This window comes from Micromonospora sp. NPDC051227, assembly GCF_044455385.1.
GTDB lineage: Bacteria > Actinomycetota > Actinomycetes > Mycobacteriales > Micromonosporaceae > Micromonospora.
The window spans coordinates 669,132-694,786 of the sequence record NZ_JBITET010000003.1 but is presented as its reverse complement, the minus strand read 5'-3'; the positions used below and the strand labels follow the sequence as shown (position 1 = coordinate 694,786).

Here is a 25,655-nt window from a genome sequence, read left to right as displayed (position 1 = left end):
GCCCCCTGGGGCACGCGCCCCGGTCCCTTCCTGGTCAGTAGCGCCAGGGGTGCCCCGACTCCCGGTACTCCTCCACCGGCACCAACGGCACGCCGGGTGCCATCCGGTCGACGTAGAGCCGGCCCTCCAGGTGGTCGATCTCGTGTGCGACCAGCCGGGCCATACCGAATTCGAACGACGTGATTATCCGGCTGCCGTCCCACTGGGCGTGTTCCACGTCCAGGCGCAGCGGCCGGGGCACCAGACCCCGGTGGTCGAAGAAGGAGAGGCAGCCCTCGTACTGCTCGTCGGTCTCCGGGTCGGCGTCGACCACCCGGGGGTTGAGCAGCACGACCGGCTCCGCCGACCGGTCGGGGGGCCGCACCACGGCCGCCGCGCGGCCGATGCCGAACTGCGGGGCGGCGACGCCCACTCCCTTGCTGAACGGGTGCAGCTCGTCGAGCCGGGCCAGGGCCATGGTGAGCCGGTCGACCACGTCCCGGGCGACGTGCTCCTCCCCGGGCAGGTCGAACGGGCGGGCCCGCTGACGGAGCAGGTCGTCCCCGCGTTGCACGATGCCGAGGCCGCGCATCCGGTCGCTGGGTCGGACCCGGGCGCCACCGGGGCCGACGTCGGGTTCGGTGTCCGGGCGGGCACGGAACCGCCACTGCATCCGGTAGCGGGCGTTCAACGGGGGGTCGTCGGTCTGCCAGTCGTAGATCACCCGGTCGCCTTCGTCGTGACGCTGCGGCGCCGTCCGCAGCGGGCCCTCCTCCGCGCTGAGCGAGGTCTCCACGCCCCATACCTGCGGGTCGAGGGCCGCCGGCAGGTCCAGGCGTACGGCGAGCTGCCGGGTGGGCAGTCGGACGGCTCGCTGGAACCAGGGGCCCCACTTCTCGTGTCCGACGCTGTACGCGTACTCGATGGTGGCCCGGTCGCCCGGGTAGAGGGGGAAGCGTCGCTCCCCGTTCTCGAAGAGCAGCCAGATCTCCTTGAACGCGTCCCGATCGTGCTTGGCTCGCCAGTGCATCGGCTCCGGGTCTCCGCCGCCGTCGTCTCGACGGGCCTGTATCCGCAGCTCGGCGAAGGTGAGGGGGTGCTCCCGATGGTGCCGGTTCGAGCGGCCGGGGTCGTTCGGGTAGCGGTCGACGGCGACTCGGACCAGGTAGCGGGTGACCGGCTCGGTGCCGGCGTTGTACAGCTCACGGTGGATGACGCACCGGTAGCCGTCGTCGGCGTGGGTGAGGGTGGCCAGCTCCCGTTCCACGACCAGGCCGGTGCCGGGTGGCAGCCACTGTCCTGGCAGGTACGGCTCGCGGTGCGGCTGACCCGACCGGGCGTGCCGTAGGTCGTCGTACTCCCGGAAGCGCTGCCAGATCGCGCCGCTTGCCTCCAGGACGGCCTCCGCGCGACGGGCGAAGTCCTCGGTTGGGCGGTGCCGGCGCCCCTCGACATGGCTCACGTAGGACGGGTCGAACCCCATCAGGACGGCCAGTTGCTTCTTGGACAGCCCGCGCCCGGTCCGTTGCCGGGCGAGTTCGGCCGCGAAGGAGTCGGCAGCCCGTTCGAGGGGTGAGGTCGTCATCAGCTTCCTCGTGGCCGGGGCTATAAGTTTCACGTTCCGTGCGCGAGCACACACGCAACTGGCATGTTCTCGACACACCGCTTGACAATTCACCGATGACCATCGATTGTGCGGCGGCGTTTCCCAGCACTGACTCCGGGTAGTACGCAAAGCGCTACTCCCGTCGGATAGGGGGTGACCTGGGCGTCAGGGATGTGACCAAGGTGAGGCTTCCCTTACGGCCCAGGGCTTGGTTAGGCTAGCCTTAGCTCAGGACGGCACTGGTTCGTCCGCCGGGGCGCACTCCTCGGTCACACAGACAGGGGACGACTCAGGTGACAGCGGTGATGCCACGGCGAGAGGCCGCCACCACGCCGCTCGCTCCCGTCACCGCGGCGCTCCGGGCCATGTTCGGCACCGACGACCTCCCCGGCCTCGCCCGGGGCCTGCTGGTCGACGACGAGCTCGGCTGGGCGCCCGCCACCACCCTGATCGACGGCAGCCGACTGCCGGAGCTGCTGAACGGCGCCGCCGTCCGCTGGGGCGGCACCCCGCACGCCTGCGCGGCGCTGGCCTGGAAGTCCTACAGCTACTGGGCCGCGCTGCCGGTAGTGCTCGGCTGGGCCTCCGCCCGGCGGGTGCCACTGCTCGATCCGGCCGACCTGCTGATCCACTTCGAGGACCATCGGCAGCTGCTCACCATGGGCCTGCGCCGGGGCACCACAGTGGCGGTGCTGCCGAACGATCCGCTGGCGCTGGCCGGGCTGCCGGAGGTGCGGGTCGTCGCCGACGAGGCGGAGCTGCTGGCCGCGTTGCGCGCGTCCCTGCTCGACGCTCACCTGGCGCCGCTCATCACGGCGATCCAGTCCGAGGTCCGGGTGGGCACCCGGACGCTGCTCGGCTCTGTCGCCTCCGGCATCGCGCACGGCATCCTGCGGGCCGCGGACGCCCTGCCCGGCTCCACGGTGCAGAGCATCGACACCCTGCTCGGCGCACTCGACCTGGCCGACCTGATCGAGCTGGTGCCGGGGCCGACCGGTGAGCCGACAGTGCAGCGCCGCACCTGCTGCCTCGCCTTCACTTTGCCCCGGCCCAAGGTCTGCCAGGGCTGCTGCGTCCGCTAGGCCGCTGGGCCGCACAAGTCAGTCGGTCAACGACCGGACGTCCCAAACCCACACGCCGCCGGTGAAGACCGGTTGGATCCCGGTCAGCTCGGTCATGCCCCGGCGCAGTGCGGCCTCGTGTTCGTGTGGCCCGAGGATGACCATCCCGGCCCGCCAGTAGCGCAGGTCGTCGACCGCTCGGACCCGGCTCTGCGGGGTGATCGGCGGCACCGCCCCGGTGCGCCGGATGGTGGCGAAGAAGCTGCTTGTGGGACGGGGAGTCGCACCGAACAACGCGACCTTCGGCGGATCGGCGTTCGGGCGGGTGTCCGGGCCGAGGAAGTAGCCACGGGCCAGCGGCATGTCCAGCCGGGTCGCCGCGGACCAGCGCAGCGGCTCGGCGTAGGTGGTGTCCGGCAACGGCAGGGTCACCACACTGCGCCCACCGGTCACGTACGGCCGCCAGGCCCCACTGGTCACGAAGGTGGGGACCGGGTCGGGGCGTGCCACGGGCAGCGGGGTGGGGACGATCGGCAACAGGGCCATCGTGAGCACGGTGGCGGTGACGAAGCGGACCTGCCCCCGAGCGGCCGGGTGCGCCTCGGCCAACTCGCGGGCACGTTCGGCGCCGTAGGCGAGCAGCAGCCCGATGATCGGGGTGATCGCCAACGCCCAGCGTGTCGGCACCACCGAGTGCAGGATGGGCAGGTTCTCCAGCGCCGCCCAGGGGCCCGGCACACCCGTACCCCGGTTGTCGAAGCGGACCTCCCGACCCAGCGAGAGCACCGCGAAGAGCAACCCGAGCGCGGCCAGCGCGAGCACCACGATCGAGCGGCGCAGCCACCAGACCAGGGCGATCACCAGCACCACCAGCGCCCAACCGAAGAAGCTGTTCTCCTCGGTCGGGTTCTTGGCGAGGCCCGCGGCGGTGCGCGCGCTACCGGCGAGTGATTCCCGGGAGTACGCGACGAACGAGGCCACGTCGCTGGAGTAGCCGCGGATCAGGCGGGACAGCCCGGAGTACGCGTCCGGTCCGAAGAACTGGACGTACAGGGGGTACGCGAGCAGGAGCCCGGCGACCCCGGCGGCGACGGCCAGCCCGGCCAGGAAGGATCGGGCCCGCGACCGCAGGTCCGCACGACCGAGGGCGAGCACGCCGACGGTCACGCCGAGCCCGATCGCGGTCATCAGCAGGATCTCCAGGTTGAGGAACGCCTGCCAGACGATGACCAGCGCGAGGAGGATCCCGTTGCGCAGCCAGCGGCCCGGTTCACCGAGTCGTAGCGTGCGCCAAATGATCAACGGGACGACGAACTGCGACACGATGTTCGGGTGCCCATTGGCGTGCGACACCATGGCCGGCGCGAACGCGCAGAAGCCGGCACCCAGCCACGCCGGCCCCCGGCTGCCGATCAGGACCCGGGAGAGCACGAAATACCAGGCCGCGGCGGTGGCAATCATGCCGGCAGTTAGAAAGATCAGAAATGACGCTCGGGGCCCGAACAACAGGGTGATCGGCGTCATTGGCAATGAAATGGATAATACGGACGTATTGGCCATCAGATTGACGCCGTCGGGGACGTTCATCTGATTGGAATGGAACGGATACGCAAAGTGCGTGACTACTCGCGCACCGTGGGCCATCATCCATTCGAACTGCGACTGATCGGACTGGTTGTCCCGAACATCGCTGCCCGGATCCAGCCAGAGTCGACAGGTGACCCAGAAGCCGAGCACCACGAAGCTCAGCACGGCGACCAGATCGGCCCACATCCCCCTGCGGGACGGTCGAACGGCACCGGAAGCCCCCTCCGCCGACGGCGCGGCGGCCGGGTCGCCGCTGTCGGTGGGCACGTCCGGTTCAGGAGTAGTCATGACAATTCATAGGGTAGTCAGCGTATGGCACCGCCGTGACATGTTTCGGGGTACTGCCGTACTATGTGCCGGGTTCGCCGACCGCCGATCACGAACCCACCCCCCGACCACAATTCGGCCACCCCGATGCCCCGATTCTTTCGCCGTCCCAGTGGATGATTCACACTGTCGGTCCAGGCACGGGTCGAGTTCATATCGTGAGGAATCGACGCATGGCAGAAATCACTGGGGATCAGCGCGTGCAGTCCGAGGTGCTGGAAGGCCTGGCAACCGCTGTCAACCACCGTCGCTGGTTCATCGAACTGGCCGTGCCGTATCTCGGCGACGACCCGATCGAGATCGGCAGCGGTCTCGGTGACTACGCACTGGAATGGTCCGAGCGGCTGCCGCGGTTCACCGCCACCGAGGCCGACCCGGACCGGCTGGTGCAGCTCAAGGAGCGCCTCGCCGACCGTCCTAACATCGACGTCCGGCAGATGCTGCTGCCGCACAACGACCGGGGCGACTACAGCGCCGCCGTCTCCTACAACGTCCTGGAGCACATCGAGGACCACGTGGGCGCGCTACAGAGCATGCGCGACCTGGTCCGACCCGGCGGCGCCGTGATCATCATCGTGCCCGCGTTCCAGTTCGCGATGGGCCCGGCCGACATCGCCACCGGGCACGTCCGCCGCTACACGAAGAAGACGCTCGGGGCGGCGATGACCGACGCCGGTCTGACCATCGAGAAGATGCACTACGCCAACGCGCTCGGGCTGATCGGCTACTTCATGGCCACCAAGGTCTTCCGGCTGATGCCGAAGGAGGGCCCGATGGTCAAGGTGTACGACACCCTCGTCCTGCCCGCCACCAAGGCCGCCGAGCAGCTCGTCCTCCCGCCCTTCGGCCAGTCCGTCTTCGCCGTAGCCCGCGTACCAGCCTGACCCCGGCCCCGGCCCCGGCCCCGGCCCCGGCCCCGGCCCCGGCCCCGGCCCCGGCCCCGGCCCCGGCCCCGGCCCCGGCGATCTTGCACTTCCTGTCGTCCTTACGTCTGCTATGTCAGGGATGTCGGGACAGTAAGTGCAAGATCGCGGGAGCTGGGGGCGGGGTTACTCCTTGATTTGGTAGGTGGGGCGGATCACCGCTCGGGCCAGGGTGTGGAACGTCAGGTTGAAGCCGACGTAGGCGGGGCTGGCGTCCGGGGTCAGGTCCAGGCGGTCGACGTCCAGGGCGTGCACCGCGAAGACGTACCGGTGCGGGCGGTCGCCGGGCGGCGGAGCCGCCCCGCCGTACCCCTGCTCGGCGTAGTCGTTGCGGACCGAGAACGCCCCGCCGAGGTCGGTGCCCGCCGCGCCACCAACCCCGGTGGGCAACTGGGTGACGTTGACCGGCACGTTCACCAGCACCCAGTGCCAGAAACCGCTGCCGGTCGGCGCGTCCGGGTCGTAGCAGGTCACCGTGAAGCTCTTCGTCTCGGCAGGGAAACCCGACCAGGTCAGCTGCGGCGAGACGTTGTCGCCCCCGGTGCTGCCATGCGCGTGCCGGGCGTCCATCGGCTCGCCGTTCTGCACGTCGTCACTCGTCAGCGTGAACGAGGGCACCGTCGGCAGCAGCTCGTACGGGTCCGGGGCGATCGGTCGTTCCAGGGTCATGGGGACGAGTCCTTCCGATGTGCGGAGATACCAGCCCCTTCTTACCCCGCCACGGCCCTCCCGACGACCGGAAGCGCGCGCTGACCGACTGTGGTTTCGCGGAGTTACGTTTGAGTCCGGGCAACGTTCCGCAGGGGGACATCGTGGCCGGCATCTGGCGGGACTTCGTGGTGGCCGTTGTCACCGCGTTCCGCCGCCGGGACGAGCGAGCCATCGCCGACGACCGCCGACGCGCTGTCGAGCGACTGGCCGAGGAGACGATCCGCCGGGAGCGGCGGGCCACCGACCCGCCGGAGTGACCGTCACGCAGCGCGCGGGAGCGGCCCCAGATTCACTCGACATTCAGGAAATCGCGGTATCCGCGTGGCCCGAACAACCCGACTTCCGGGAAGTCGAGTGGATCAAAGGTGGGCGGAGGGTGTGGGATTCGAACCCACGAAGACATCGCTGCCTTACCGGTTTTCAAGACCTAGGCCCATGCGGCTCTGACCAGGCAAAACAGCATTGACCTACCGCCTGATGCCGCTGATTTCCCGCGCCCACGCTCTACCTACCTTGCTGCTAACACTCATGGGACACTTTGGAGCTACCCGGCCTCGACCCTCGGCCGCCAACCTCGCTGCTTCCCCAGGCGGCTGCCCAGCCAGCTGGCCACCGTTCATGAGCACTCTCTCGACGGACTCGATGAGCGAAACTCGTTGGCACGGCGTGGCGACTGCTCCAAACTGCACCTGCGGACGCTGCTGCCGCATCATAGGTGAGTGACCATTGACGGAAACCCACGGCAAGACAACGGACCAGTTCTCAGCGGCCAGCGGGCCAAGATCATCCAGATCGAGACAGTGTCCCTTATGACCGGAGAAGCCATATCCATAGCGGAAGGATTGACTGTCCTGGTTGGCCCAAACAATGCCGGCAAAAGCCGGCTTTTGCAGGAAATTCAGGAGAGACTAACCGGATCGGCAACATCTGAGCATTACAGACCGAAGGTTACCTCTTCGGTCCACTATGAGGAGCGATGCACTGCGGGAAACCTGGTGGACTGGATGAGAAGCAGATACAGAGTCCAGCCGGCTGGCATGTACAACTATGGATCGTTCAACGAGGAACACTTTCCTATTCCTAATCAGAGCGGCGCGGCGATGGCAGTCTCTCGCATCTCGGATGTATGGGGGAGGCACGTCGGCCACTTTCAACCACTAGCACCCTTTCTTATGGCCTATATGCCGGCAGGGAGCCAGGGCGGCTCGGTCTCGTCGAGTCAGACGTACCACGTTGGGCGTGAAGCTCCCGCAAGTCCGATTCAGAAACTCTTCTCTGACCGAGGCTTAGAAGAGTTGGTCAGCGCCGAAATGCGGCGAGCATTTGGTGAGGAAATAGTCGTACACCGTTTTGCAGGAAGCCAAATAAGTCTCCACGTCGGCAAGGTGACTACCCCGGAAACGCCGCCGCCTGCATCCTTGAAGTATTTGGCCGAAATCGAGCGCCTGCCCTTGCTGCAAGAACAGGGAGACGGCGTGCGCTCGTACATGGGAGTGGTGCTGACGTTAATCACGGCAGCCTATCCCATTGTATTAATTGACGAGCCGGAGACTTTTCTGCACCCGCCTCAGGCATACATGCTAGGGCAGTTCCTCGCTCGACAGCACGACAACGGCACCCAGGTAATTGTTGCAACTCATAGCGATGACATCCTTCGGGGCATAGTTTCCGTTAAGGGAGCCGAGGCTGCCGTTACTGTCGTACGTCTCACTCGGTCGCCACGAGGAAACCACGCTGCACAGGTGCATGTTCAGGACGTCCAGAAGCTGTACGAAGACCCACTCATCAAGTACTACGGCATTCTTGACGGGCTTTTCTTTCACGGGGTTGTGTTATGCGAAGCGGATTCTGACTGCACCTACTACCGCGCTGTACTCGAATCGACCGTGGACAACCTAGACGGAGGGCATCCCGCAACAGCCCTCAGCTTGCATTTCGCGCATTGTGGCGGAAAGTCCCGGATGCCTGATGCTGTCCGCGCCTTGCGTGCGTCCAGGGTCCCCGTCTCCTGTGCCGTAGACATTGATTTCTTGCAGGCCGACCATGACTTCAAGGGCTTAGTGACTGCTTGCGGAGGCGATCCGGACATCCTTGAGCGGGATCGAAAGGTGGTCATTTCCGCCATTCAAGCGAGGACAGAGAAGGTCGACAAAGTCGTAGCAAAAGTCAAGATCGAAGAAGTCTTCGGAGATCGGAGGGACGCGTTCTTAACTTCTGGGGACATCAACCGAATCAAGGGGTTACTGACAGCTCGGAGCGGTTGGCGTCTCTTCAAGGTTGCGGCCGACACAATACTGCTCGGCGAGGCCGCCACCGCATATCAGTCGTTGGACGCTGATCTAAGGAAGCTCGGAATATTCCTAGTTCCTGTTGGGGAACTCGAAGGTTTCCACAAATCTATACCTTCTGACAATAAGGCGTTCTGGTTGAGAGAGGTTCTCCGAACCCTCGCTTACAAAGAAGCACCTAAGGCAACCAAGTTTGTGCGAGACATGGCCAACTTCGTCTGGCACCACCAAGATCAAAGCGCAGTGGTCGAAGGGCATCTTGTGGGAGGAGATAACCGGTGAGGTGGTGCAAGTAGGCCAGGTCTCTCTCAACTGCGGATGTTCTCGATCAGCGCGCCGGCTATCTCGCCCATGCTGGTGACCACTGCCCCCGCACCGGCGGGTGCGAACGTGTCCACCTTCACCGGCCGATTGGCGTAGCCGATCACCGTTACCCCAGCGGCTCGCGCGCCCTCGATGTCCGACAGGGAGTCGCCGACCAGCACGCACCGGGCCGGCAACTCAGCGAGGGCGCGCATGGCTTGCAGGATCGGTTCCGGGTTGGGCTTCATACGGTCCGGATCGGCGTACGCCCGGCCGACCACCGGTGAAACGTACCCGGCGAGCCGGTGCGCTTCCAGGTAAGCGGTCACCGCGCCGGCTGAGTTGTTGCTGACCACCGCTACGGACATCCCAGCCTGCCGGGCAGCCACGATGACCTCTCGGCCGTACGGCGTTGGCTCGGCTGTCTCGACGGCGCGGCGCTCGGCCGCGCAGAGCGCATCCTCCACCGCCTGTGTGACGCCCTGGTCGCCGGCCGCGCCGGTACGGCGTAGCACCTCAAGCGGGTCTGGCTCGCTGGCGAGGTCCGGCGGCACATCGACTCCGTGCCGCCGCAGCACGTCGACCAGCTCGGCGGCAACCTGCGGCGCCGGGTAGCCCGCGAAGATGCTGCACACCGGCCCGTCAAAATCGAGCAGCACCGCGCCGACCCCGGCGAGCAATCGGCCAAGGTCGGCGTTCATCCGTCGTACCGGTAGGCGATGGTCGACCACACCGAGTCGAACCACTGGCGGGAAGCCTCCACGAACTGCGTTCCGTGCGAGGCGTCGTCGTCGGTCACCGCGTAGTGGAACAGCGGCACGTCCTTGCCCATCAGGTCGTAGATCGCCATCGGCTCACCCTTGATCGCGACGGTGCGCTCAACAACCGGGTAGAAGCCGTAGAAGACCTCTTCGCCGTTCAGGATGTAAAGCTTGAACAGCGGAGACGCCCGATGCATCCGCACATCAACTGTGGCTGACCGGATAAGACCGAGGTCGCCCAGCTCGCCGACCTGGTCGATGATTCCGTCTGCGGCCCGGCGGGTGATCCGCTCCGCGCGTTCGCGTACTGCCGGGTCGTCTGCCTGCGTCTCGGCCCGCGACGGCAGGGCCATCGGCACGGCCATGTCGGAGATCAGGACTCGCACCGCGATCGTCTCCGGGGCGAGTCGGCCTACGCGCACTTTGTCGAGTGCTTCGGCCAGCGCGTCGCGCAGCGTCTCACCAGAAAACCCGGCGAAGTCGATGGTGACGTGAGGTCGATCGAACGAGGCTTCGATGTGTGGACGCAGCTCAACCGCTCGTTGTGTCTGCGCGCGGACGAAAGCGCCGCTGCCCTGCCGCGACACGATCAGCCGCTCTGCCCGGAGCAGGTCCAACGCTCGTTTGACGGTCTCTCGCGCCACGCCGTAGCGGGTGGCTAGCTCGGGCTGCGACGGCAGCTTGTCGCCGGGCGCGAGTCGACGCGTGAGGATGGCCGCCCGCAGCTTGTTCGCGATCTGCTGCGAGGCCTGTTTGGGGTCGTCGGGATCCAGCTCGCCGAGGAAGTCAAGGTTCTCGCTCACCCGCTCACGGTAGCGCTGACTAGCCAAGTTAGGAAAGTTCACCGCGCCCTCTTGACCTGACTAGCCAAGCCGGCCTACGTTCATCTCGTTGCACCTGGCTAGCCAGGTATGACAAGCCGAGCGGAAGCCGGGGAAGGCGGCGCATTGCGCTGCGCGCTCACGGGCCGGTCGTGTGGTCGTTCATTGAGAACTGAACAGCAGAAGCGCCGCGTAGATCCGTCTGCGGCATCCCCGCCTTGAGCCACACGGTGGCCGACCCCGGTAGGTCCCGGGCGAGCGGGGCGAGCGGAGCGGATCTGGCGCGCGGCATCAACTTCTGCCTCTTGATTCCTGTCCAACCCGGGGTGCGGCCGATCTGGTCGCACCCCGGGTGATTCCCCCACTTCATCCACTACCGGAGGTTCCCCCGTGCGTACGCACCTTGCCCCCGTCACCGCCGAGCCGACCGCCGCCGACCTGGCCGCGATCGACGCGGAGTGGCCGCAAATCGCGGCCGAGCTGGACGTCCTGGACGCCGAGATCACGCTGCTCTACGCCGAGGACCACGGTGGCCCGACCGAGCTGGACTGGCGGCGGTTGCGCCGGGCCGAGGCCCGCGTGACCCGCGCCGCCACCGACACCGCCACCCGCACCGACCCGCACCGCGCGGCCTGATGTCGCGCATCCGCGCCGCCTACTTCGATCCGGACGGGGCGCGGTTCGGAATCCCTACGTACTGGTGGAAGGGTGCCCCGCCCGGCTACGCCACCCGCCGTCAACTGACCGCCGCTGGCCTACGCCCCGGCGGACAGCCGATCGCCGCTCAGGTGCTCTGGCGCGGCGTCGGCGGCACCCGCACCGCCTACCTCTACCGGCTCGACCTCGCCGCGCCGAAGCGCACCGCGACCCCCGCGCAGCGCGCCGCCGTCGGCAAGGCGCTCACCGCCCGCCGGACCTGCCGCACCTGCCACACGGTGCGGCCGTACTTCATCCCGCGCTCGCTGGGCGAATGCCTCGCGTGCGCCTTCCCCCAGGAGGACGCAGCATGACCGCCCCCACCATCAACGGCACCCGCTACCCGCAACCGATCGAGGACCTGTTGCCCGCCGCCCGCGCGCTGGACCTGCCCGACGGCGAGGTGTTCCCGTCACGGAACCGGCTCATGCGAGAGTTCCGCATCGGCGCACCGAAGGCCGGCGAACTGCTCGCGCTGCTCAAGGCCGAGCCTGCCGCGCCGACGGCCGACGCCGCCGAGGCGGCCACCCCGGAACCGGCACCCGAGCCGGCCGCACCCGAGGCCGCGCCGCCGGTCGTACCGGACCCGACGCCCGCCCCGGAGATCACGCCGCCGACGCCGCCGGCCGAGGTCGCGCCGGTCAGTCGCCCGGACACGCCCGCCCCGCCCGCGCCGGTCCGGTCGGCGGTGGTGTGGCCGGTGGTGCTCCTGGCCTTGCCCGCGTTCGTCGCTATCTGGTCCGGGTGGGTTGGCCTCGGCGGACTCACCGGGTTCGGCATCGTGCACCCGCTCCCCGGGATCTGGGACAGCTTCTCCATCAACAGCGCGATCACGCTGCCGATCGGGGTGGAGACGTACGGCGCGTACGCGCTCTACGTGTGGCTGTCCGGGCGGGTGCCCGAGCGGGCACGCCGGTTCGCCAAGTGGTCCGCCCTCGGTTCCCTCGCCATCGGCGCGCTCGGGCAGGTCGCCTACCACCTGTTGGAGGCCGCCGGAGTCACCTCGGCCCCGTGGTGGATCACCACCGCCGTTGCCTGCCTCCCGGTCGCCGTGCTCGGCATGGGCGCCGCACTCGCGCACCTCGTTCGCACTCACGACTAGTTCCGCCCGGCGGCGCGGCCCCTGGCTTCCCAACCTGCGCCGCGCCGCCGGTCCCCTACCGATCTCCCGACCGTTGGAGGAACCCCCATCATGACTGCCCCTGATGACCGTTTCGACTGGCAGGCCGCAGAGAACGACCTGACCGATCCGACCGCCGGCCCGGATGCCGAGGTGGTCGACCTGGACGATGCCCGCGCCCGCCGGGTGCCCCGCCCCCGCCCGCCGGCCGACGCGGACGACACCGAGCAGGACGACGGCACCGAGGACGCCGAGACGATCGACGACGGCCCCGAGCGCCTCGGCGGACTGGTCGACGCGGCCGAGGACATCCCGCCCGAGGTGCTCGCCCAGCAGCGGGAGCGCCGGCCGATCCTGGCCGAGTGGGCGCGTTCGTGGCGCGGCCTGCGCGCGGCGGCCCGGCACCAATCGAAGGATGCCGGCTACGTCACCGCGTACCACGCGGTGCGGCTGCCGAAGTATGCGGCGAAAACCCTTGTGTGGGCACCGGTTGGCCTGTTCCGCGGCCTCGGCCGGGCGTTGCACTGGGCCAGCGCCGAAGAGGGCAACTGGCACCTGCGGCAAGCCGCAGCGACTCGTGGTGAGGCGGACGTGTGGCTCAAGCTCGACGCCCGCCGGCAGCGCCAAAGCGTGTGGCGCTGGTGGGTACTCGCTGCCGGTGCCGGCGCGACCGTCGCCGGGGCGATCGTGCTCACCCTCGGCCCTCCGTGGTGGCGCTACCTCGCGCTGGCCGTGGTGGTGCCGCTGCTGGCCACCCTCGGTCGACCGGCGGACAAGCCGCTCACCGACCGGGTGACCGAGGGCACCCGGTACCGCAAGCTGACCGCCGACCTCGTGCGGCGGGCGTTGACCTCGTTGCAGATGGCCGCGATCAACAGTGCCGTTGCCAAGGACCCGAAGGCGATCAGCTTCCCGGTCGACATCCACCGCGACGGCCCCGGGCACCTCGCGGTGGTCGACCTGCCGTACGGGGTGGAGGCCGCCGAGGTGGTCGCCCGACGCGGCCGGCTGGCCTCAGCGATGCGGCTGCCACTGGATCAGGTGTGGCCCGAACCGGCACCCGGTCACACCGGGCGGCTGGCGCTGTGGGTCGGCTATGAGCCGGCGTCACAGATGAAACAACCCGCGTGGCCGCTGCTGTCGGAGTCAGCGAAGGTGGACGTGTTCACGGCGTTCCCGTTCGCCACCACCCCCCGCCTGGACACGGTTGCGGTGGACCTGATGTTCCGCAACTACCTCTTCGGCGGGCAGCCCGGTAGCGGAAAGACGTTCGCGCTGCGGGATCTGATCCTGGCCGCCGCCCTCGACGCCCGCACCGAGATCCGAGGCTACGAGCTGAAAGGTGTTGGCGACTTCGCGGTGTTGGAGCCGGTCATGGCCGAGTACGGCAACGGCTTCGATGACGACACCCTCGCCCGTTGCTTCGCCTTCATCGAGTGGCTGTACGAGGAGTGCCGCCGCCGCTCCAAGCGCATCGAGCACTACGCGAGGTTGGGCAAGGCACCCGAGAACAAGGTCACGCCGGAACTGGCGTCACTCAAGGGGTCGGGGCTGCACCCGCTGGTGGCGTGGTTCGATGAGCTGCAAGAGCTGATGACCAGCAAGTACGGCAAGGACGCCGGAGAGATCCTAGAGAAGGTCATCAAGCTCGGCCGCGCGTTGGGCGTGATCATCCTTATCGGCACGCAGATCCCCGACAAGGACAGCTTGCCGACCGGCATCACCCGCAACGTCAACAGCCGGTTCTGCCTCAGCGTCGCTGACCAGACGGCAAACGACATGATCCTCGGGACGTCGGCGTACAAGAACGGCTACCGGGCGACCGTGTTTCAGCCGGTGGTAGAGGCCGGGTGGGGCATCCTGCGCGGCTTTGGCCCGAAGGCGTCGGCGGTGCGGTCGTTCTACGTCGACACCACCGCCGCCGCCCGCATCGTCGCCCGCGCCGTCGCGCTGCGCACCACGGCGGGAACACTGCCGAAGCTCGACGAGCAAACCCGCGACGTGGCCCCGGTCGCCGACGTCCTCGGCGACCTGGCGCAGATCTGGCCGGGCGACGAAAAGGCCGTGTGGAACGAGACGCTGTGCACGCTGCTGGCCGAGCTGCGGCCCGACGTGTACGGCGGGTGGGAGGCCGCGCAGCTCACCACCGCGCTCAAGCCCCACCCGCTAGTGAAGGTCGGCGACGTGGGCCGGCGCATCGACGGCAAGGCCACCACCCGGCGCGGCATCAAGCACCCCGACGTGCTCGCCGCGATTGCGGAGCGTGACCGGAAGCGGTCCGCCGGCTAACCACTGTGAGGGTGCTAGCGCTAGCGGCCCGTCCTGCTAGCGCTAGCACCCTCGCTAGCACCCGATCCGAATCATGAGCTGCGGTCTAGCAGATAGCAGCTCACGGCCCCGTGCACCCAAAAACCGGCCCAGGAGGCACCTGTGGACCCCCAGCTCACCGCCGCTATCACCCTCGCCGCGATCCCCGCCCTGATCACCCTCGGTTACGCCGGGCTGTGCTGGATTAAGCCCGTCAAAACCTGCCAGCGGTGCGCCGGCACCGGCCGAATCACCACCCGCGTCCTGCGCCGCCCGCGTGCCTGCCGACGCTGCGACCGAGGCCACCGGCTCCGCACCGGCCGACGCCTCTACAACCACTTCCACCGGCTACGCGCCGAGGCCAACCGATGAACCGCCGCACCCGCGACGGGCACACCGAGTGGTGCGGCAAGGACCACCGCTGCGGCCTCGGCGAACACCGATCCGACGAGATCGTGGTCGACGTTGCGGGCCGCTCCCGTGCGGTGCTGGTGCGGGTGCGCACCGCCGCCGGCCGCGAGCACGCCGAGGTCCGCGTCAGGGTCGCGCTCGCCCCGACCGAACTGGCCGCCCGCCGACAGTTGGTCGGGCTGCTCGGCGACCTGCGGCAAGCGGTGACTCGGGCCGCGATCACTGCGCGGCCCCGGCCGAGGCGGTGAACCGGTGGCCGCCCTCTGGCTGGCCGCGAGCGCGGTGCTCGGCCGGCCGGTGACCGACGCCGAGGCATACCCGCACATCTGCAACCGGCTGCTCGCCGCCGACAACGCGAGCAGCGGCCGGCCTGTCCTGCTACGCCGCCGCGACTGCGCCGCCTGCGCCTACGGCCGACACGAACGCCTACACGGCCGGCCGCAAGCCGCTCGCCTCACCACCTCACCCGCACCACCGGAGAGGACCCGCACCATGCCCGACAACCCGCTGCTTACCGCCGCTCTCGCGCACGCAAAACGCGGCTGGCACGTCTTCCCGCTACGCCCCGACGACAAGCGACCCGCCTTCCCCGACCACGCTGGCGACGACTGCACCGGCCGCGACCCGCGCTGCCGCACCGCCGGGCACCACCTCGGGTGGGAAGCACGCGCCACTACCGAGGCGGACCGCATCCGCCGAGCGTGGACACACCGCCCCTACGGCATCGGATTGGCCTGCGGCCCATCCCGACTCGTGGTGGTCGACCTCGACACCCCGAAGGACGGCACCACCGGCCCGACCGGGCTGGACACCCTCGCCGAACTGGCCGCCGCACACGCCGCCGGCATCGAACCGACCTACACGGTCACCACCGGGCGGGGCGGCACCCACCTCTACTACCGCCACCCCGACGACGGACCAGAGTTGCGCAACACGGCCGGCACGCTCGGCCCGCTGGTCGACACCCGGGCGCATGGCGGCTACGTGGTCGCCGCCGGCAGCACCGTAGCCGGACGGCCCTACCGGGTCGACCTGGATACCGACCCCGCGCCGCTGCCCGGGTGGCTGGCCGGCCGGCTGATTCCGGCGCCGCTTCCACCTCAGCGCCCGGTGGTGGTGTCGCTGCCGACCGACCGCAGCGGCGCGTACGTCCGAGCCGCGATCACCCGCGAAGCCGACCGGGTTACCACCGCGCCGGCAGGGGAGCGCAACCGGGCGCTCTACGTCGCTGCCGTGGCTCTCGGGCAACTCACCGCCGGTGGGTCGCTCACCGCAGAGGACGCCGAAAGCGTGCTGGAACAAGCCGCAGCGCGGGCCGGGCTGGGCCACGTCGAGACGGCACGCACCATCCGATCCGGGCTAGCCGCCGGCAGCAAACGACCCCGGCAGGTGGCCGCGTGACCCGGCCCGGCGACAACCGCAGTTGTCACCGCGCGCCCCAGCTCCACCCCGCAGCCGCTCACGTCACCGACTGTGCCGCCGCGCTGGCCGCCGCCCGCACGCCATCGGATCTCCTTGCCGCGTTGGCCGCGTTGGAGGCCGCGTGCCGGGAAGCCCGAGAGTGGATCGCGGTAGACCTCGTGCTGAACGACGGATGGTCATACGCCGAGGTCGGCCGGGCAACGGGCACCACCCGACAGGCGGCCAGCAAGGCATACGCCGACGCGGTCAACGCCCGAATGCGCCGCAGCGTAATGAGCCGCGACCACGCGGTGGTGATCGTGCCGTGCGGCACCGCGAAACTCGACCGGCCCGCGCCGGCCGGGCGCATGTACACCGGCAGCTACCACCGCGCCTGCCGCCGCGCCGCCGACCGCCTCGGCGGGCGGCTGATCATCCTGTCCGCCCGCTACGGGCTGCTCACACCGGACACCGTGATCGAGCCGTACGAGCTGCGCATGGGCCAACCCGGTGCCGTCACCGCACCGACCCTGTACGCGCAAGCCCGCCGCCTCGGCATCGACATGGCCGGCACCGTGACCGTGCTCGCCGGCCACGACTACGCCAACCCGGTATCCGCCGTCTGGCCGCACGCCCGCCGGCCGCTCGACGGCACGCGCGGGATGCCCGAACAGATGGCCGTGCTCGCCGAGCTGGCGCGCACCGCGACAACCCCGGTTGTCACCGACCCCCGTTGCACCGCCCCGATACCGGAAGGACGTGCCGCATGACGCCCGCCCGCCTTCACCTCGTTACCGATCCGGAAGCGACCGACGCACCACCGGCCAGCGGCGGCCCGCTCTGGGATGTTCCAGTGCCCCTGACCGGGCCGGCAACCGCGCCGCCGCCGTTCCCGGTCGACGTGTTCCCCGCCTGGCTGGGCGACATGGTGACCGGCGTCGCCCGCTTCACCCAGACCGACCCGGCGATGGCCGGCACCCTCGCCGTAGCGGTGCTCTCCGCATGTGCGGGTGGCCGCCTGGAAGTGGAGCCGGTCGGCGGGTGGCGAGAGCCAGTGAACGTGTTCGCCGCCGTGATCGCCGGCCCCGGCGAGCGGAAATCACCTGTTCACCGGGCGATGACCGCGCCGCTGTTCGCCGCTCAGTCGACGCTCGGTGAGGCGATGCGACCGCGGATCGCGGAAGCTGCCGCGCTGCGGGACATCGCCGACCGGCACGCCGAACAGGCCAAGGCACAGGCAGCCAAGGCCAGCGACCCGGGCAAGCGCGACGAAGCCGCCGCCGAGGCGGTAGCCGCCGCGATCGCGGCCGAGGCGATCACCGTTCCCGGCCTGCCCCGCCTGATCGTCGACGACGCCACCCCGGAAGCCCTCATCGGGCTGATGGCCGCCAACGGCGGACGGATGGCGATCATCAGCGATGAAGGCGGGATCTTCGACACCCTCGCCGGCCGGTACTCCGGTGCCCCCAACCTCGACCCCTACCTCAAGGGCCACGCCGGGCAACCGATGAGCAACGAACGGCAGACCCGCGAGGGAGCCTCGGTCGACAAACCCGCGCTGACCGTGTGCGTCATGGCGCAACCGACCGTGCTGCGCAAGTTCGGCGGTAACGCCGACCTCGCCGGCCGTGGCCTGCCGGCGCGTTTCCTGTTCGCGCTGCCTCGGTCGCTGGCCGGCTATCGGCTGGTGGATACCGAGCCGGTGCCGGAGGCGGTGACGGCCGGCTACCGGCACCGGGTGCACGACCTGGCCGCGACCCTCGCCGAATGGGAAGACCCCGCCGTCGTCACCCTCACCCCGGAAGCCGGACGGGTGCGGCTGGCGGCTGCTCAGGAGGTGGAAGCGCAGCTACGCCCCGGCGGGACGCTGCACGACATGCGGGAATGGGGCAACAAGCTCTCCGGCGCCACACTCCGGCTGGCCGGGTTGCTGCACGTCGCCCACCACCCCGCCGACGCCTGGCGACGCCCCATCGACGCCGACCGCATGACCGACGCCGTGAGGCTGGCCGAGTTCTTCGCCGCGCACTACCGGGCCGCACTCACCACCATCGGCAGCGACACCGCGATCGAGAACACCCGCTACGTGCTCGGGGTGCTCACCACCAAGGGCATGACCACCTTCACCCGCCGGGAGCTGCACCGCCGCGTGTCGCGCCGGCTACCGAAGTCCGACGAGGTGTCGGCGGTGCTCGCCGAACTGGCCGCCCTCGGGTGGGTGCGCAACGGGCCGGACGGCCGGTACGAGCTGCACCCACGCGCCGTGGCCGAGGTGCCCGAAGGCGTTGACACGTTGACAACCACCCCCGACACCGACGTTTCCGCAGCTCAGGCCACCCGCGAGGGTGTCAACGGGGTGCGTTGACAGCCGTTGACAGGCGTTGACAACCCGCCGCCGGCCGACCCGGTGTCAACGGGTGTCAACGCCTGTCAACGGCGGGCGTTGACACCCCGACACCGCCTCTCACCTGCGGAAACGTGACCACACCTGCCGATTGTCAACGTGTCAACGCTCCCGGCCCCTCCCGGCCCGCATCGCGCCGCCGCCGGTCGATCGGCACCCGGAACGGCCCGCTGAAAGCCACACAGACGGTTCGGCCCTATGCCTTACACCAACCATGCCCGGATCTTGCCTCCACGGGGCTCTCAACGGGCCGCCCTACGCCGTCCTGCCGCACTGCCACCCCGACCCTCCACAGACGACCGACGCCGACCGGAAGGCGCTCACCGCGCCAATCAGCCCGCAAGACACCCCGCTAAAGCAGCCGCAACGCTGCCCGCCGCAACGCTGCGGCTTGTTCCAGCGCTCCACCTGCACCCCGCACGAGGGAGGCCCCGCCCATGACCGCGCGCCGCACCCCGACCGGCAACCTGCTCACCCTCGCCGAAGTCCTAGACGAACTCCGCGTACCCCGGTCGACCTTTTTCCGCTGGAAGGCCACCGGCCGCGCACCCCGAACGATCAAGTACCCGAACGGCAGCCTGTACGTCCGCCGCCGCGACCTGGACAACTGGCTCAACGACCACGAAGAGGCAGCATGAGCACCTACGAGGTACGCATCTGGGCAACCCGCGAATACCAGGGACGCGATCGCAAGACAGGCAAGGAGCGTAAGAGCTACCGCGTCCGGTGGGAGGTGGCCGGGCGCGAATTCGGCAAGACGTTCCAGACACGAGCGATGGCAGAGAGCTTCCGATCACGCCTCGTCATTGCGCAGCGCGAGGGAATCGCGTTCGACAAGCCAACCGGCCTACCCGAACCGATGGCACGAGAGCTGAACAGCCGAACGTGGTACGAACTCGCGGTGGCGTTCGTCGACATGAAATGGTCCCGAGCCGCCGCGACTCAACGAAAGAGCATCGCCGACGCACTTACGACCGTCACGCCGGCATTCTTGAGCAGCACGCGGGGAGCGCCGACCGACGCCGAGATCCGGAGAGCGCTGTATACGTGGATCTTCAACAAGTCGCAGCGGGACGCCGATGTGCCGGCCGACCTGGCACCGGTCATCAAGTGGCTAAAGGCCAATACGCTGCCGCTGACCGAGCTAGCGAACGCGGCCACGATTCGGAAGGCGCTCGATACGCTGGCGACCCGACTCGATGGCGGACCCGCCGCCGCGAACACGGTTGCCCGTAAGCGAGCCGTCCTGTATGGCGCGCTCAAATACGCGGTGGAGCTGCGATACCTCGACGCACACCCGATGGATTTCGTCCAGTGGCGAGCGCCGAAAAACGAAGAGAAGGTCGACCGGAAGGTCGTCGCGAATCCGCAGCAAGCCCGTCTGCTCCTAGCCGCCGTGAGCGACCGAGATCCAGCCCTAACAGGGTTCTTCGCGTGCATGTACTTCGCGGCTCTCCGACCGTCGGAGGTGATGCACCTCAGAGACGACGAATGCGAACTACCCGAAGAAGGTTGGGGGTGGCTCCATCTCAGCGGCTCAACGCAACACGTCGGCGAGGAGTGGAGCGACAGCGGCGAAATGCGTGAGGACCGAGAGCTAAAGCACCGAGCGAAGAAGGCGACGCGCGACGTGCCGGCCTGCCCGGAACTTGTCCGCATTCTGCGACACCACCGGCAGCACTACGGCAACCCGGGCGGACGGATGTTCAACGCGCCAGGCTCCCGCCCCGGCCCCGTCACGAAGAGCACCTATCTGAGATCCTGGCGGCAGGCACGAGAACAGGCGCTTAGCCCCGCTCAGCAACGCTCCGTTCTGGCACGAGTGCCCTACCATCTGCGGCACGCTGCCGTGTCGCTCTGGCTGAACGCTGGTGTACCGGCTACCCAGGTCGCCGAGTGGGCAGGGCACAGCGTGCACGTCCTGCTAAAGGTCTACGCTTCGTGCATCGACGGCCAAGACGCGGCAGCCCGGAAACGGATCGAGGCGGCGTTGGGCGAATCGGAAGCGGCGGAAGGTGAGTGAGATCGACAAGTCACAGGTGATCTGGGCCAGCGTTTGGGCTTCCGCTGCGGTAGCCGCATTTACTACTCTACTTATCGAATACCTGGCGAAGCCGTGGCTTGAAGTGCGTAAAGAGCGAATCCTAGAAAGGGATCGACGGCGACGGAGCGCGCTGAACGGGCTCCGCAGAGCCCTCTTCCTGACTGGCAGAATCCTCGCGCTGAGGGATGAGCAGGGTCACGAGTCCTTCCGTGAGAGGGCTTCGAGTATTGCCGTCGATATTGAGCCTTTGGTAATGGCCGCCATTGAGGATTTGGACGTCTCGGAAAAGCTGGAAGAAGATTGGAACGACGCCACCGGTGCAATGGTCGCCGCAGCTGTGATCGCGCATCAGGAGGCACCCTCCGAGCAAGTGTGGAACGGGCTTGACCTCGCATCAGACAAGGTTGATCTCTTTGCCGACTTGCTGTCGACGCCCCGCTGGCGGTGGTGGCGTCGGCGGGCATTCGTACGCAAGATCAGAGCGATTGCTTCTCCGGCAACGGCGGAGGGGGACGAGGCGGCCGTGCGCGCCGTGCAGCAATACCTAAGCCAGCACGGGCTAGCCGATCGTCGGGACTGACTCGCGCCCGCAAGGCCGTCCGAACCCTGCCCGTGGTGTTGCCGCCCATTTGCCGCAACCAGTGAGACCGGACCACCCTCGGCGAGACTAACTGAGACCCGCTCACCTTCTAGGGGTGCGCTCCCTGACCAGCGTTCGCGCTGGTCAGGGAGCGTTTTTGCTGTCCAGGGGGCGGAGGGTGTGGGATTCGAACCCACGAAGACATCGCTGCCTTACCGGTTTTCAAGACCAGCGCCATCGGCCACTAGGCGAACCCTCCTGGGCCGCCACCCGTGGGCGTACGGCCACGCATAGTCTGCCACGGCTCGCTTCGGACGGCCCGGCGTCCCTCCCCGGTGCGCCGGCCAGGCGGTCTGCCGCGTCCACTGTGGGCTGGAGGGTGCGCCTGCGGCACCCGGTGAGATCGGGAAGACTGGGCCCATGCGAGCCATCACGATTCCGCAGCCCGGTGGACCCGACGCGCTGGTCTGGGCCGAGGTGCCCGACCCGGAGCCGGGCCCGGACGAGGTGATCGTGGATGTGCGGGCCAGCGGGGTGAACCGCGCTGACCTGCTACAACGGCAGGGGCACTACCCGCCGCCGCCGGGCGCGCCCGCGTACCCCGGGTTGGAATGCTCTGGGGTGATCACGGAGGTTGGCGCGGAGGTCGCCGGTTGGGCGGTCGGGCAGCAGGTCTGCGCGCTGCTGGCCGGCGGCGGGTACGCGGAGCGGGTCGCGGTCCCCGCCGGGCAACTGTTGCCGGTGCCGGCGTGCGACCCGGTCGACGCGGCGGCACTGCCCGAGGTGGCCTGCACGGTCTGGTCGAACCTGGTCCAGGTGGCGCGGCTCGGCGCGGGCGACACGCTGCTGGTGCACGGCGGCGGCAGCGGGATCGGTACGTTCGCCGTCCAGCTCGGGGCGGCCCTCGGCGTAACCGTGCTGACCACCGCGCGGGAGGCCAAGCACGCCCGGCTGCGTGAGCTGGGCGCGGCACACCTGATCGACTACCGGGAGCAGGACTTCGTCGAGGAAGTCCGGCGGGCCACAGACGGGCGCGGCGTGGACGTCATCCTCGACATCATGGGTGGGTCCTACCTGGGGCGGAACGTCTCCGCGCTGGCCACCGACGGTCGACTGGTGGTGATCGGGATGCAGGGTGGGCGCAAGGCCGAGTTGGATCTCGGCGCGCTGCTGACCAAGCGCGCGAGCGTCACAGCGACGTCGCTACGGTCCCGTCCGCTCGCCGAGAAGGCGGAGATCGTCCAGGGCGTACGGGACGAGGTGTGGCCGTTGGTCGAGGCGGGCCGGATCCGGCCGATCGTGGACCGGCGGCTGCCGATGACCGAGGCGGCGCAGGCGCACCGGCTCGTCGAGTCGAACGACCACTTCGGCAAGGTGCTGCTCACCCGCCCGCCGGGCGGCGGGTCGGCCGTCAGCTGAGCGAGCCTGCCGGGTGGCCGTCAGTTGAGCGAGCCTGCCAGCGTCGGGTCGTCGGTCGGTCGGGGCAGCACCAGCCGGGCGCCCGGGCCCTCGCCGGCCAGCGTGTCCTCCGGGTTGTTGAGCGTGCAGCGCTGCAAGGACAGGCAGCCGCAGCCGATGCAGCCGTCCAGGTCGTCACGGAACTTGGTGAGCAGCCGGATCCGCTCGTCCAGTCGGCTGCGCCAGCTCGCCGAGAGCCGCGCCCAGTCCTGCGGGCTCGGGGTGCGGGCCTCGGGGAGCGAGTCGAGTGCCTCCCGGATCTCGTCGAGCGAGACGCCGACCTGCTGGGAGATCCGGATGAAGGCGACCCGCCGCAGCTCGGCGCGGGCGTACCGGCGCTGGTTGCCGCCGGTGCGGTCGGCGCGGATCAGCCCGAGTCGCTCGTAGTAGCGCAGCGCCGATGGCGCCACCCCGGAGCGGGCGGACAGCTCACCGATCGTCAGTAGATCCGGCATCACCAGGTCCTTGAGTTGAAGTCCACTTCAACTCACACAGTAGTGGCATGACCACCACACTGCCCACCGACAGCAGCGCCCGACTGCCCGGGCTGATCCGACGACTGACCGGCGACGAGAAGCACGCGCCGAGCGCGCACTCCACCGTCGACGTGCTCCAGGTGCTCTACGACCGCGTGCTGCGGGTCACCCCCGACACCGCCGACGACCCCGAGCGGGACCGGTTCCTGCTCTCCAAGGGTCACGGACCGGCCGCCTACTACGGGGTGCTCGCCGCGCACGGCTTCATCCCGGACGCCTGGCTCGACGACCTGGCCGGCCCGGAGAGCCGGCTCGGCCACCACCCGGACCGACTCCTGGTGCCCGGGGTCGAGATCGGCTCCGGCTCCCTCGGGCACGGGCTCGGGTTGGCCGTCGGCACCGCGCTCGGCCTACGCGCCCAGGGGCTGCACAACCCCCGGGTGTACGTGCTGCTCGGCGACGCCGAACTGGACGAGGGATCCAACCACGAGGCGATCGCGTACGCGGGGGCGACCGGCCTGGGCAGCCTCACCGCGGTCGTGGTCGACAACTCGTCGGCCAGCCACGGGTGGGCCGGTGGCATCGCCAGCCGGTTCACCGTCAACGGTTGGACCGCCGACACCGTCGACGGCCGGAACCACGAAGCCCTGTACGGGGCGCTGACCGGGCACCGGCCAGGACACCCGCACCTGGTGGTCGCCCGCATCGAGAGCAAGGGATGACCGACATGCGTACCGCCTTCATCGACACCACCACCGCGCTCCTCGACGAGGATCCGCGTACCGCACTGGTGCTGGCCGACATCTCGGCGAGCCAGTTCGCCTCAGCCGGCCACCGCCACCCGGACCGGGTGCTCAACGTGGGGATCCGGGAGCAACTGATGATCGGCGTGGCCGGCGGGCTCGCCCTGACCGGGCTGCGTCCGATCGCGCACTCGTACGCGACGTTCCTGGTGGACCGGGCGTACGAGCAGATCAAGTTGGATCTGGACCACCAGGGCGTGGGCGCCGTCCTGGTCAGCATTGGCGCGTCGTACGACGGGTCGGCTGAGGGCCGCACCCACCAGTCGCCCGGGGACGTGGCGCTCTTCGACTCCCTCGGTGACGACTGGACGGTCCGGGTGCCCGGCCATCCGGACGAGGTGGCGCCGCTGCTGCGCAACGCCGCGACCACCGACGATCCGATCTACCTGCGGCTCTCCGAGCAGCGCAACGCCGAGGCGTACCCGGACGCCACCGGGCTACGGGTGATCCGGCGGGGCGGGACGAATGCGCCCCTCGTGGTGGTGGTCGGACCGATGCTCGACCCCACAGTGGCGGCGACCGAGGGAATGGACGTGACTGTGGCGTACACCCACACGCCCCGGCCGCTCGACACGCCCGGGCTGCGGGCGCTCGCCAACACCGACGTGGTGCTGGTCGAGCCGTACCTGGCGGGAACGTCGAGCGCACTCGTCAGCCGGGCCCTGGCGGACGTACCGCACCGGCTGCTCGCCCTCGGGGTGGGTCAGACCGACCTGCGACGGTACGGCGATCCGGCCGACCACGCCCGGTGGCATGGTCTGGACGCCGACGGCCTGCGGCGGTCGATCAGCGGGTTCCTGGGGTCAGTTGGCGGCTGAGACGGCGGGGCGGCGGCGAGCGCGCTCGCGCCCGAGGATCCAGATCGCCTCGACGCCGTCCTTCCAGGTGATCTTCTTGCCCTCTTCCCGGCCGCGCGCCCGGTAGCTGATCGGCACCTCGTACGGCCGGATCCGGCGACGCAGCAGCTTGCCGGTCACCTCGGCCTCCATGCCGAAGCCGCGCGAGCGCACCTCAAGCGACCGGTAGAGCGCCACCGGCATCAGCTTGAAGCAGGTCTCCAGGTCGCCGATGTACGAGTTGAACAGCACGTTGGCCGCCATCGTGACGCCCTTGTTGCCCATCACGTACCAGAAGCTGTAGGCGCTGTGGCTGCCGAAGGTGCGATTGCCGTAGACCACCGTGGCCCGACCGTCGAGCACCGGGTCGAGCAGCTTGGGGATGTCCTGCGGGTCGTACTCCAGGTCGGCGTCGAGGATGACCATGTAGTCACCCTCGGCGCTGTCGACCGCCGTCTTGATGGCGGCACCCTTGCCGGCGTTGCGCTGGTGGGTGATGACCCGCAGGCGCGCGTCGTCGGCGCGACCGAGGACCTCGCCGGTGCCGTCGCGGCTGCCGTCGTCGACCACGACCAATTCGATCTCACAGGGATAGTCCACCGCCAATGCCTGCTTGAGGGCATCCGCGATGCGTTCTTCCTCGTTGTAGACCGGCATGAGGATCGAGAGCTTCACGGGGATCTCCACGGTGGCGGCAACACGTCGGCCATAGCCTAGCCTGGTTGGTTTGTTTACCACGTACCGCTACCGCT

Annotated in this window: 26 protein-coding genes and 1 tRNA gene; 19 read left to right on the top strand and 8 right to left on the bottom strand. The window is 69.0% G+C overall.

Annotated features, from left to right (window positions below; genetic code table 11):
- Positions 1-34: 34 nt before the first annotated feature.
- Positions 35-1,564: a peptide deformylase gene (locus ACIA47_RS11265; RefSeq protein WP_396707266.1), complete on the bottom strand. Its 1,530-nt coding sequence runs from the start codon at positions 1,562-1,564 to the stop codon at positions 35-37.
- Between the two features lie 326 nt (positions 1,565-1,890).
- Between ACIA47_RS11265 and ACIA47_RS11260 the strand changes: the two genes are divergently transcribed.
- On the top strand, positions 1,891-2,667 hold the full coding sequence (locus ACIA47_RS11260; protein WP_396707264.1) for a hypothetical protein: 777 nt from the start codon (positions 1,891-1,893) through the stop codon (positions 2,665-2,667).
- Positions 2,668-2,685: 18 nt separating this feature from the next.
- Here the strand turns inward: ACIA47_RS11260 and ACIA47_RS11255 are convergent, their stop codons facing one another.
- Positions 2,686-4,521, bottom strand: coding sequence for a hypothetical protein (locus tag ACIA47_RS11255; protein WP_396707262.1), 1,836 nt, complete (start codon positions 4,519-4,521; stop codon positions 2,686-2,688).
- Positions 4,522-4,733: 212 nt separating this feature from the next.
- Between ACIA47_RS11255 and ACIA47_RS11250 the strand changes: the two genes are divergently transcribed.
- The gene (locus ACIA47_RS11250; protein WP_091396944.1) at positions 4,734-5,444 is read left to right on the top strand and encodes a class I SAM-dependent methyltransferase; all 711 of its coding nucleotides are present in this window, start codon (positions 4,734-4,736) and stop codon (positions 5,442-5,444) included.
- A gap of 165 nt (positions 5,445-5,609) precedes the next feature.
- Here the strand turns inward: ACIA47_RS11250 and ACIA47_RS11245 are convergent, their stop codons facing one another.
- Positions 5,610-6,152, bottom strand: coding sequence for a YbhB/YbcL family Raf kinase inhibitor-like protein (locus tag ACIA47_RS11245; RefSeq protein ID WP_203119075.1), 543 nt, complete (start codon positions 6,150-6,152; stop codon positions 5,610-5,612).
- Positions 6,153-6,262: 110 nt separating this feature from the next.
- Between ACIA47_RS11245 and ACIA47_RS11240 the strand changes: the two genes are divergently transcribed.
- Together ACIA47_RS11240 and ACIA47_RS11235 are read left to right on the top strand one after the other, a co-directional pair.
- Positions 6,263-6,451 carry a hypothetical protein gene (locus ACIA47_RS11240; protein ID WP_396707260.1) on the top strand — a complete coding sequence of 63 codons (189 nt, stop codon included), beginning with the start codon at positions 6,263-6,265 and terminating at the stop codon, positions 6,449-6,451.
- A gap of 462 nt (positions 6,452-6,913) precedes the next feature.
- Entirely contained in the window at positions 6,914-8,764 is a 1,851-nt protein-coding gene (locus tag ACIA47_RS11235) for an ATP-dependent nuclease (RefSeq protein WP_396707258.1), read from the top strand.
- Between the two features lie 26 nt (positions 8,765-8,790).
- On the opposite strand, the gene ACIA47_RS11230 is transcribed toward ACIA47_RS11235, so the two are convergent.
- Together ACIA47_RS11230 and ACIA47_RS11225 are read right to left on the bottom strand one after the other, a co-directional pair.
- Positions 8,791-9,486, bottom strand: a complete 696-nt coding sequence (locus ACIA47_RS11230) for an HAD family hydrolase (RefSeq protein ID WP_396707256.1) — start codon at positions 9,484-9,486, stop codon at positions 8,791-8,793.
- The gene (locus ACIA47_RS11225; protein ID WP_396707254.1) at positions 9,483-10,349 is read right to left on the bottom strand and encodes a GntR family transcriptional regulator; all 867 of its coding nucleotides are present in this window, start codon (positions 10,347-10,349) and stop codon (positions 9,483-9,485) included. Before ACIA47_RS11225 ends, ACIA47_RS11230 begins: the two co-directional genes overlap by 4 nt.
- Positions 10,350-10,757: 408 nt before the next feature.
- Here ACIA47_RS11225 and ACIA47_RS11220 point away from each other — a divergent pair, with 408 nt between their 5' ends.
- The 12 genes from ACIA47_RS11220 to ACIA47_RS11165 all read left to right on the top strand — a co-directional run bounded on the left by ACIA47_RS11220 (position 10,758) and on the right by ACIA47_RS11165 (position 21,330).
- Positions 10,758-11,003, top strand: coding sequence for a DUF6284 family protein (locus ACIA47_RS11220; protein ID WP_396707252.1), 246 nt, complete (start codon positions 10,758-10,760; stop codon positions 11,001-11,003).
- Entirely contained in the window at positions 11,003-11,377 is a 375-nt protein-coding gene (locus ACIA47_RS11215) for an RRQRL motif-containing zinc-binding protein (RefSeq protein ID WP_396707250.1), read from the top strand. The genes ACIA47_RS11220 and ACIA47_RS11215 overlap by 1 nt, the downstream gene beginning before the upstream one ends.
- Positions 11,374-12,165 (top strand): ABC transporter permease, encoded by a 792-nt coding sequence (locus tag ACIA47_RS11210; RefSeq protein WP_355418044.1) that lies wholly within the window; start codon positions 11,374-11,376, stop codon positions 12,163-12,165. Before ACIA47_RS11215 ends, ACIA47_RS11210 begins: the two co-directional genes overlap by 4 nt.
- Before the next feature lie 90 nt (positions 12,166-12,255).
- On the top strand, positions 12,256-14,472 hold the full coding sequence (locus ACIA47_RS11205) for a cell division protein FtsK (RefSeq protein WP_396707249.1): 2,217 nt from the start codon (positions 12,256-12,258) through the stop codon (positions 14,470-14,472).
- A gap of 141 nt (positions 14,473-14,613) precedes the next feature.
- Positions 14,614-14,862 (top strand): hypothetical protein, encoded by a 249-nt coding sequence (locus ACIA47_RS11200; protein ID WP_396707247.1) that lies wholly within the window; start codon positions 14,614-14,616, stop codon positions 14,860-14,862.
- Positions 14,859-15,149, top strand: a complete 291-nt coding sequence (locus tag ACIA47_RS11195; protein WP_396707245.1) for a hypothetical protein — start codon at positions 14,859-14,861, stop codon at positions 15,147-15,149. The genes ACIA47_RS11200 and ACIA47_RS11195 overlap by 4 nt, the downstream gene beginning before the upstream one ends.
- Before the next feature lie 4 nt (positions 15,150-15,153).
- A complete protein-coding gene (locus ACIA47_RS11190) occupies positions 15,154-16,302 on the top strand; it encodes a bifunctional DNA primase/polymerase (protein WP_396707243.1) in 1,149 nt (382 codons plus the stop codon).
- Positions 16,299-17,072 (top strand): DUF6884 domain-containing protein, encoded by a 774-nt coding sequence (locus tag ACIA47_RS11185; protein WP_396707242.1) that lies wholly within the window; start codon positions 16,299-16,301, stop codon positions 17,070-17,072. The genes ACIA47_RS11190 and ACIA47_RS11185 overlap by 4 nt, the downstream gene beginning before the upstream one ends.
- Positions 17,069-18,667 (top strand): YfjI family protein, encoded by a 1,599-nt coding sequence (locus ACIA47_RS11180; RefSeq protein WP_396707240.1) that lies wholly within the window; start codon positions 17,069-17,071, stop codon positions 18,665-18,667. The genes ACIA47_RS11185 and ACIA47_RS11180 overlap by 4 nt, the downstream gene beginning before the upstream one ends.
- A gap of 476 nt (positions 18,668-19,143) precedes the next feature.
- The gene (locus tag ACIA47_RS11175; protein WP_203174352.1) at positions 19,144-19,344 is read left to right on the top strand and encodes an AlpA family transcriptional regulator; all 201 of its coding nucleotides are present in this window, start codon (positions 19,144-19,146) and stop codon (positions 19,342-19,344) included.
- Positions 19,341-20,729 (top strand): tyrosine-type recombinase/integrase, encoded by a 1,389-nt coding sequence (locus ACIA47_RS11170; RefSeq protein ID WP_396707238.1) that lies wholly within the window; start codon positions 19,341-19,343, stop codon positions 20,727-20,729. The genes ACIA47_RS11175 and ACIA47_RS11170 overlap by 4 nt, the downstream gene beginning before the upstream one ends.
- Positions 20,722-21,330: a hypothetical protein gene (locus tag ACIA47_RS11165; RefSeq protein WP_396707236.1), complete on the top strand. Its 609-nt coding sequence runs from the start codon at positions 20,722-20,724 to the stop codon at positions 21,328-21,330. The genes ACIA47_RS11170 and ACIA47_RS11165 overlap by 8 nt, the downstream gene beginning before the upstream one ends.
- A 172-nt stretch (positions 21,331-21,502) precedes the next feature.
- Here ACIA47_RS11165 and ACIA47_RS11160 read toward each other — a convergent pair.
- Positions 21,503-21,589 (bottom strand) — tRNA-Ser (locus tag ACIA47_RS11160).
- A 161-nt stretch (positions 21,590-21,750) separates the two neighbouring features.
- Here ACIA47_RS11160 and ACIA47_RS11155 point away from each other — a divergent pair.
- A complete protein-coding gene (locus tag ACIA47_RS11155) occupies positions 21,751-22,749 on the top strand; it encodes an NAD(P)H-quinone oxidoreductase (protein ID WP_396707234.1) in 999 nt (332 codons plus the stop codon).
- 20 nt (positions 22,750-22,769) lie between these two features.
- Here ACIA47_RS11155 and soxR read toward each other — a convergent pair whose 3' ends face one another.
- On the bottom strand, positions 22,770-23,243 hold the full coding sequence (soxR, locus tag ACIA47_RS11150) for a redox-sensitive transcriptional activator SoxR (RefSeq protein ID WP_396707232.1): 474 nt from the start codon (positions 23,241-23,243) through the stop codon (positions 22,770-22,772).
- A gap of 47 nt (positions 23,244-23,290) precedes the next feature.
- Between soxR and ACIA47_RS11145 the strand changes: the two genes are divergently transcribed.
- Together ACIA47_RS11145 and ACIA47_RS11140 are read left to right on the top strand one after the other, a co-directional pair.
- Positions 23,291-23,986: a transketolase gene (locus ACIA47_RS11145; protein WP_396707230.1), complete on the top strand. Its 696-nt coding sequence runs from the start codon at positions 23,291-23,293 to the stop codon at positions 23,984-23,986.
- A 5-nt stretch (positions 23,987-23,991) separates the two neighbouring features.
- Positions 23,992-24,885 carry a transketolase family protein gene (locus tag ACIA47_RS11140; RefSeq protein ID WP_396707228.1) on the top strand — a complete coding sequence of 298 codons (894 nt, stop codon included), beginning with the start codon at positions 23,992-23,994 and terminating at the stop codon, positions 24,883-24,885.
- Here ACIA47_RS11140 and ACIA47_RS11135 read toward each other — a convergent pair.
- On the bottom strand, positions 24,871-25,578 hold the full coding sequence (locus ACIA47_RS11135; protein ID WP_030487790.1) for a glycosyltransferase family 2 protein: 708 nt from the start codon (positions 25,576-25,578) through the stop codon (positions 24,871-24,873). The genes ACIA47_RS11140 and ACIA47_RS11135 overlap by 15 nt on opposite strands.
- Positions 25,579-25,655 lie beyond the last annotated feature (77 nt).

Coding starts and splice junctions, on each gene's coding strand:
- ACIA47_RS11205 (WP_396707249.1), top strand. CDS start 12,256: ATGACTGCCCCTGATGACCGTTTCGACTGGCAGGCCGCAGAGAACGAC.
- ACIA47_RS11255 (WP_396707262.1), bottom strand. CDS start 4,521: ATGACTACTCCTGAACCGGACGTGCCCACCGACAGCGGCGACCCGGCC.
- ACIA47_RS11195 (WP_396707245.1), top strand. CDS start 14,859: ATGAACCGCCGCACCCGCGACGGGCACACCGAGTGGTGCGGCAAGGAC.
- ACIA47_RS11180 (WP_396707240.1), top strand. CDS start 17,069: ATGACGCCCGCCCGCCTTCACCTCGTTACCGATCCGGAAGCGACCGAC.
- ACIA47_RS11215 (WP_396707250.1), top strand. CDS start 11,003: ATGTCGCGCATCCGCGCCGCCTACTTCGATCCGGACGGGGCGCGGTTC.
- ACIA47_RS11210 (WP_355418044.1), top strand. CDS start 11,374: ATGACCGCCCCCACCATCAACGGCACCCGCTACCCGCAACCGATCGAG.
- ACIA47_RS11260 (WP_396707264.1), top strand. CDS start 1,891: ATGCCACGGCGAGAGGCCGCCACCACGCCGCTCGCTCCCGTCACCGCG.
- soxR (WP_396707232.1), bottom strand. CDS start 23,243: ATGCCGGATCTACTGACGATCGGTGAGCTGTCCGCCCGCTCCGGGGTG.
- ACIA47_RS11155 (WP_396707234.1), top strand. CDS start 21,751: ATGCGAGCCATCACGATTCCGCAGCCCGGTGGACCCGACGCGCTGGTC.
- ACIA47_RS11250 (WP_091396944.1), top strand. CDS start 4,734: ATGGCAGAAATCACTGGGGATCAGCGCGTGCAGTCCGAGGTGCTGGAA.
- ACIA47_RS11145 (WP_396707230.1), top strand. CDS start 23,291: ATGACCACCACACTGCCCACCGACAGCAGCGCCCGACTGCCCGGGCTG.
- ACIA47_RS11230 (WP_396707256.1), bottom strand. CDS start 9,486: ATGAACGCCGACCTTGGCCGATTGCTCGCCGGGGTCGGCGCGGTGCTG.
- ACIA47_RS11245 (WP_203119075.1), bottom strand. CDS start 6,152: ATGACCCTGGAACGACCGATCGCCCCGGACCCGTACGAGCTGCTGCCG.
- ACIA47_RS11170 (WP_396707238.1), top strand. CDS start 19,341: ATGAGCACCTACGAGGTACGCATCTGGGCAACCCGCGAATACCAGGGA.
- ACIA47_RS11140 (WP_396707228.1), top strand. CDS start 23,992: ATGCGTACCGCCTTCATCGACACCACCACCGCGCTCCTCGACGAGGAT.
- ACIA47_RS11175 (WP_203174352.1), top strand. CDS start 19,144: ATGACCGCGCGCCGCACCCCGACCGGCAACCTGCTCACCCTCGCCGAA.
- ACIA47_RS11265 (WP_396707266.1), bottom strand. CDS start 1,564: ATGACGACCTCACCCCTCGAACGGGCTGCCGACTCCTTCGCGGCCGAA.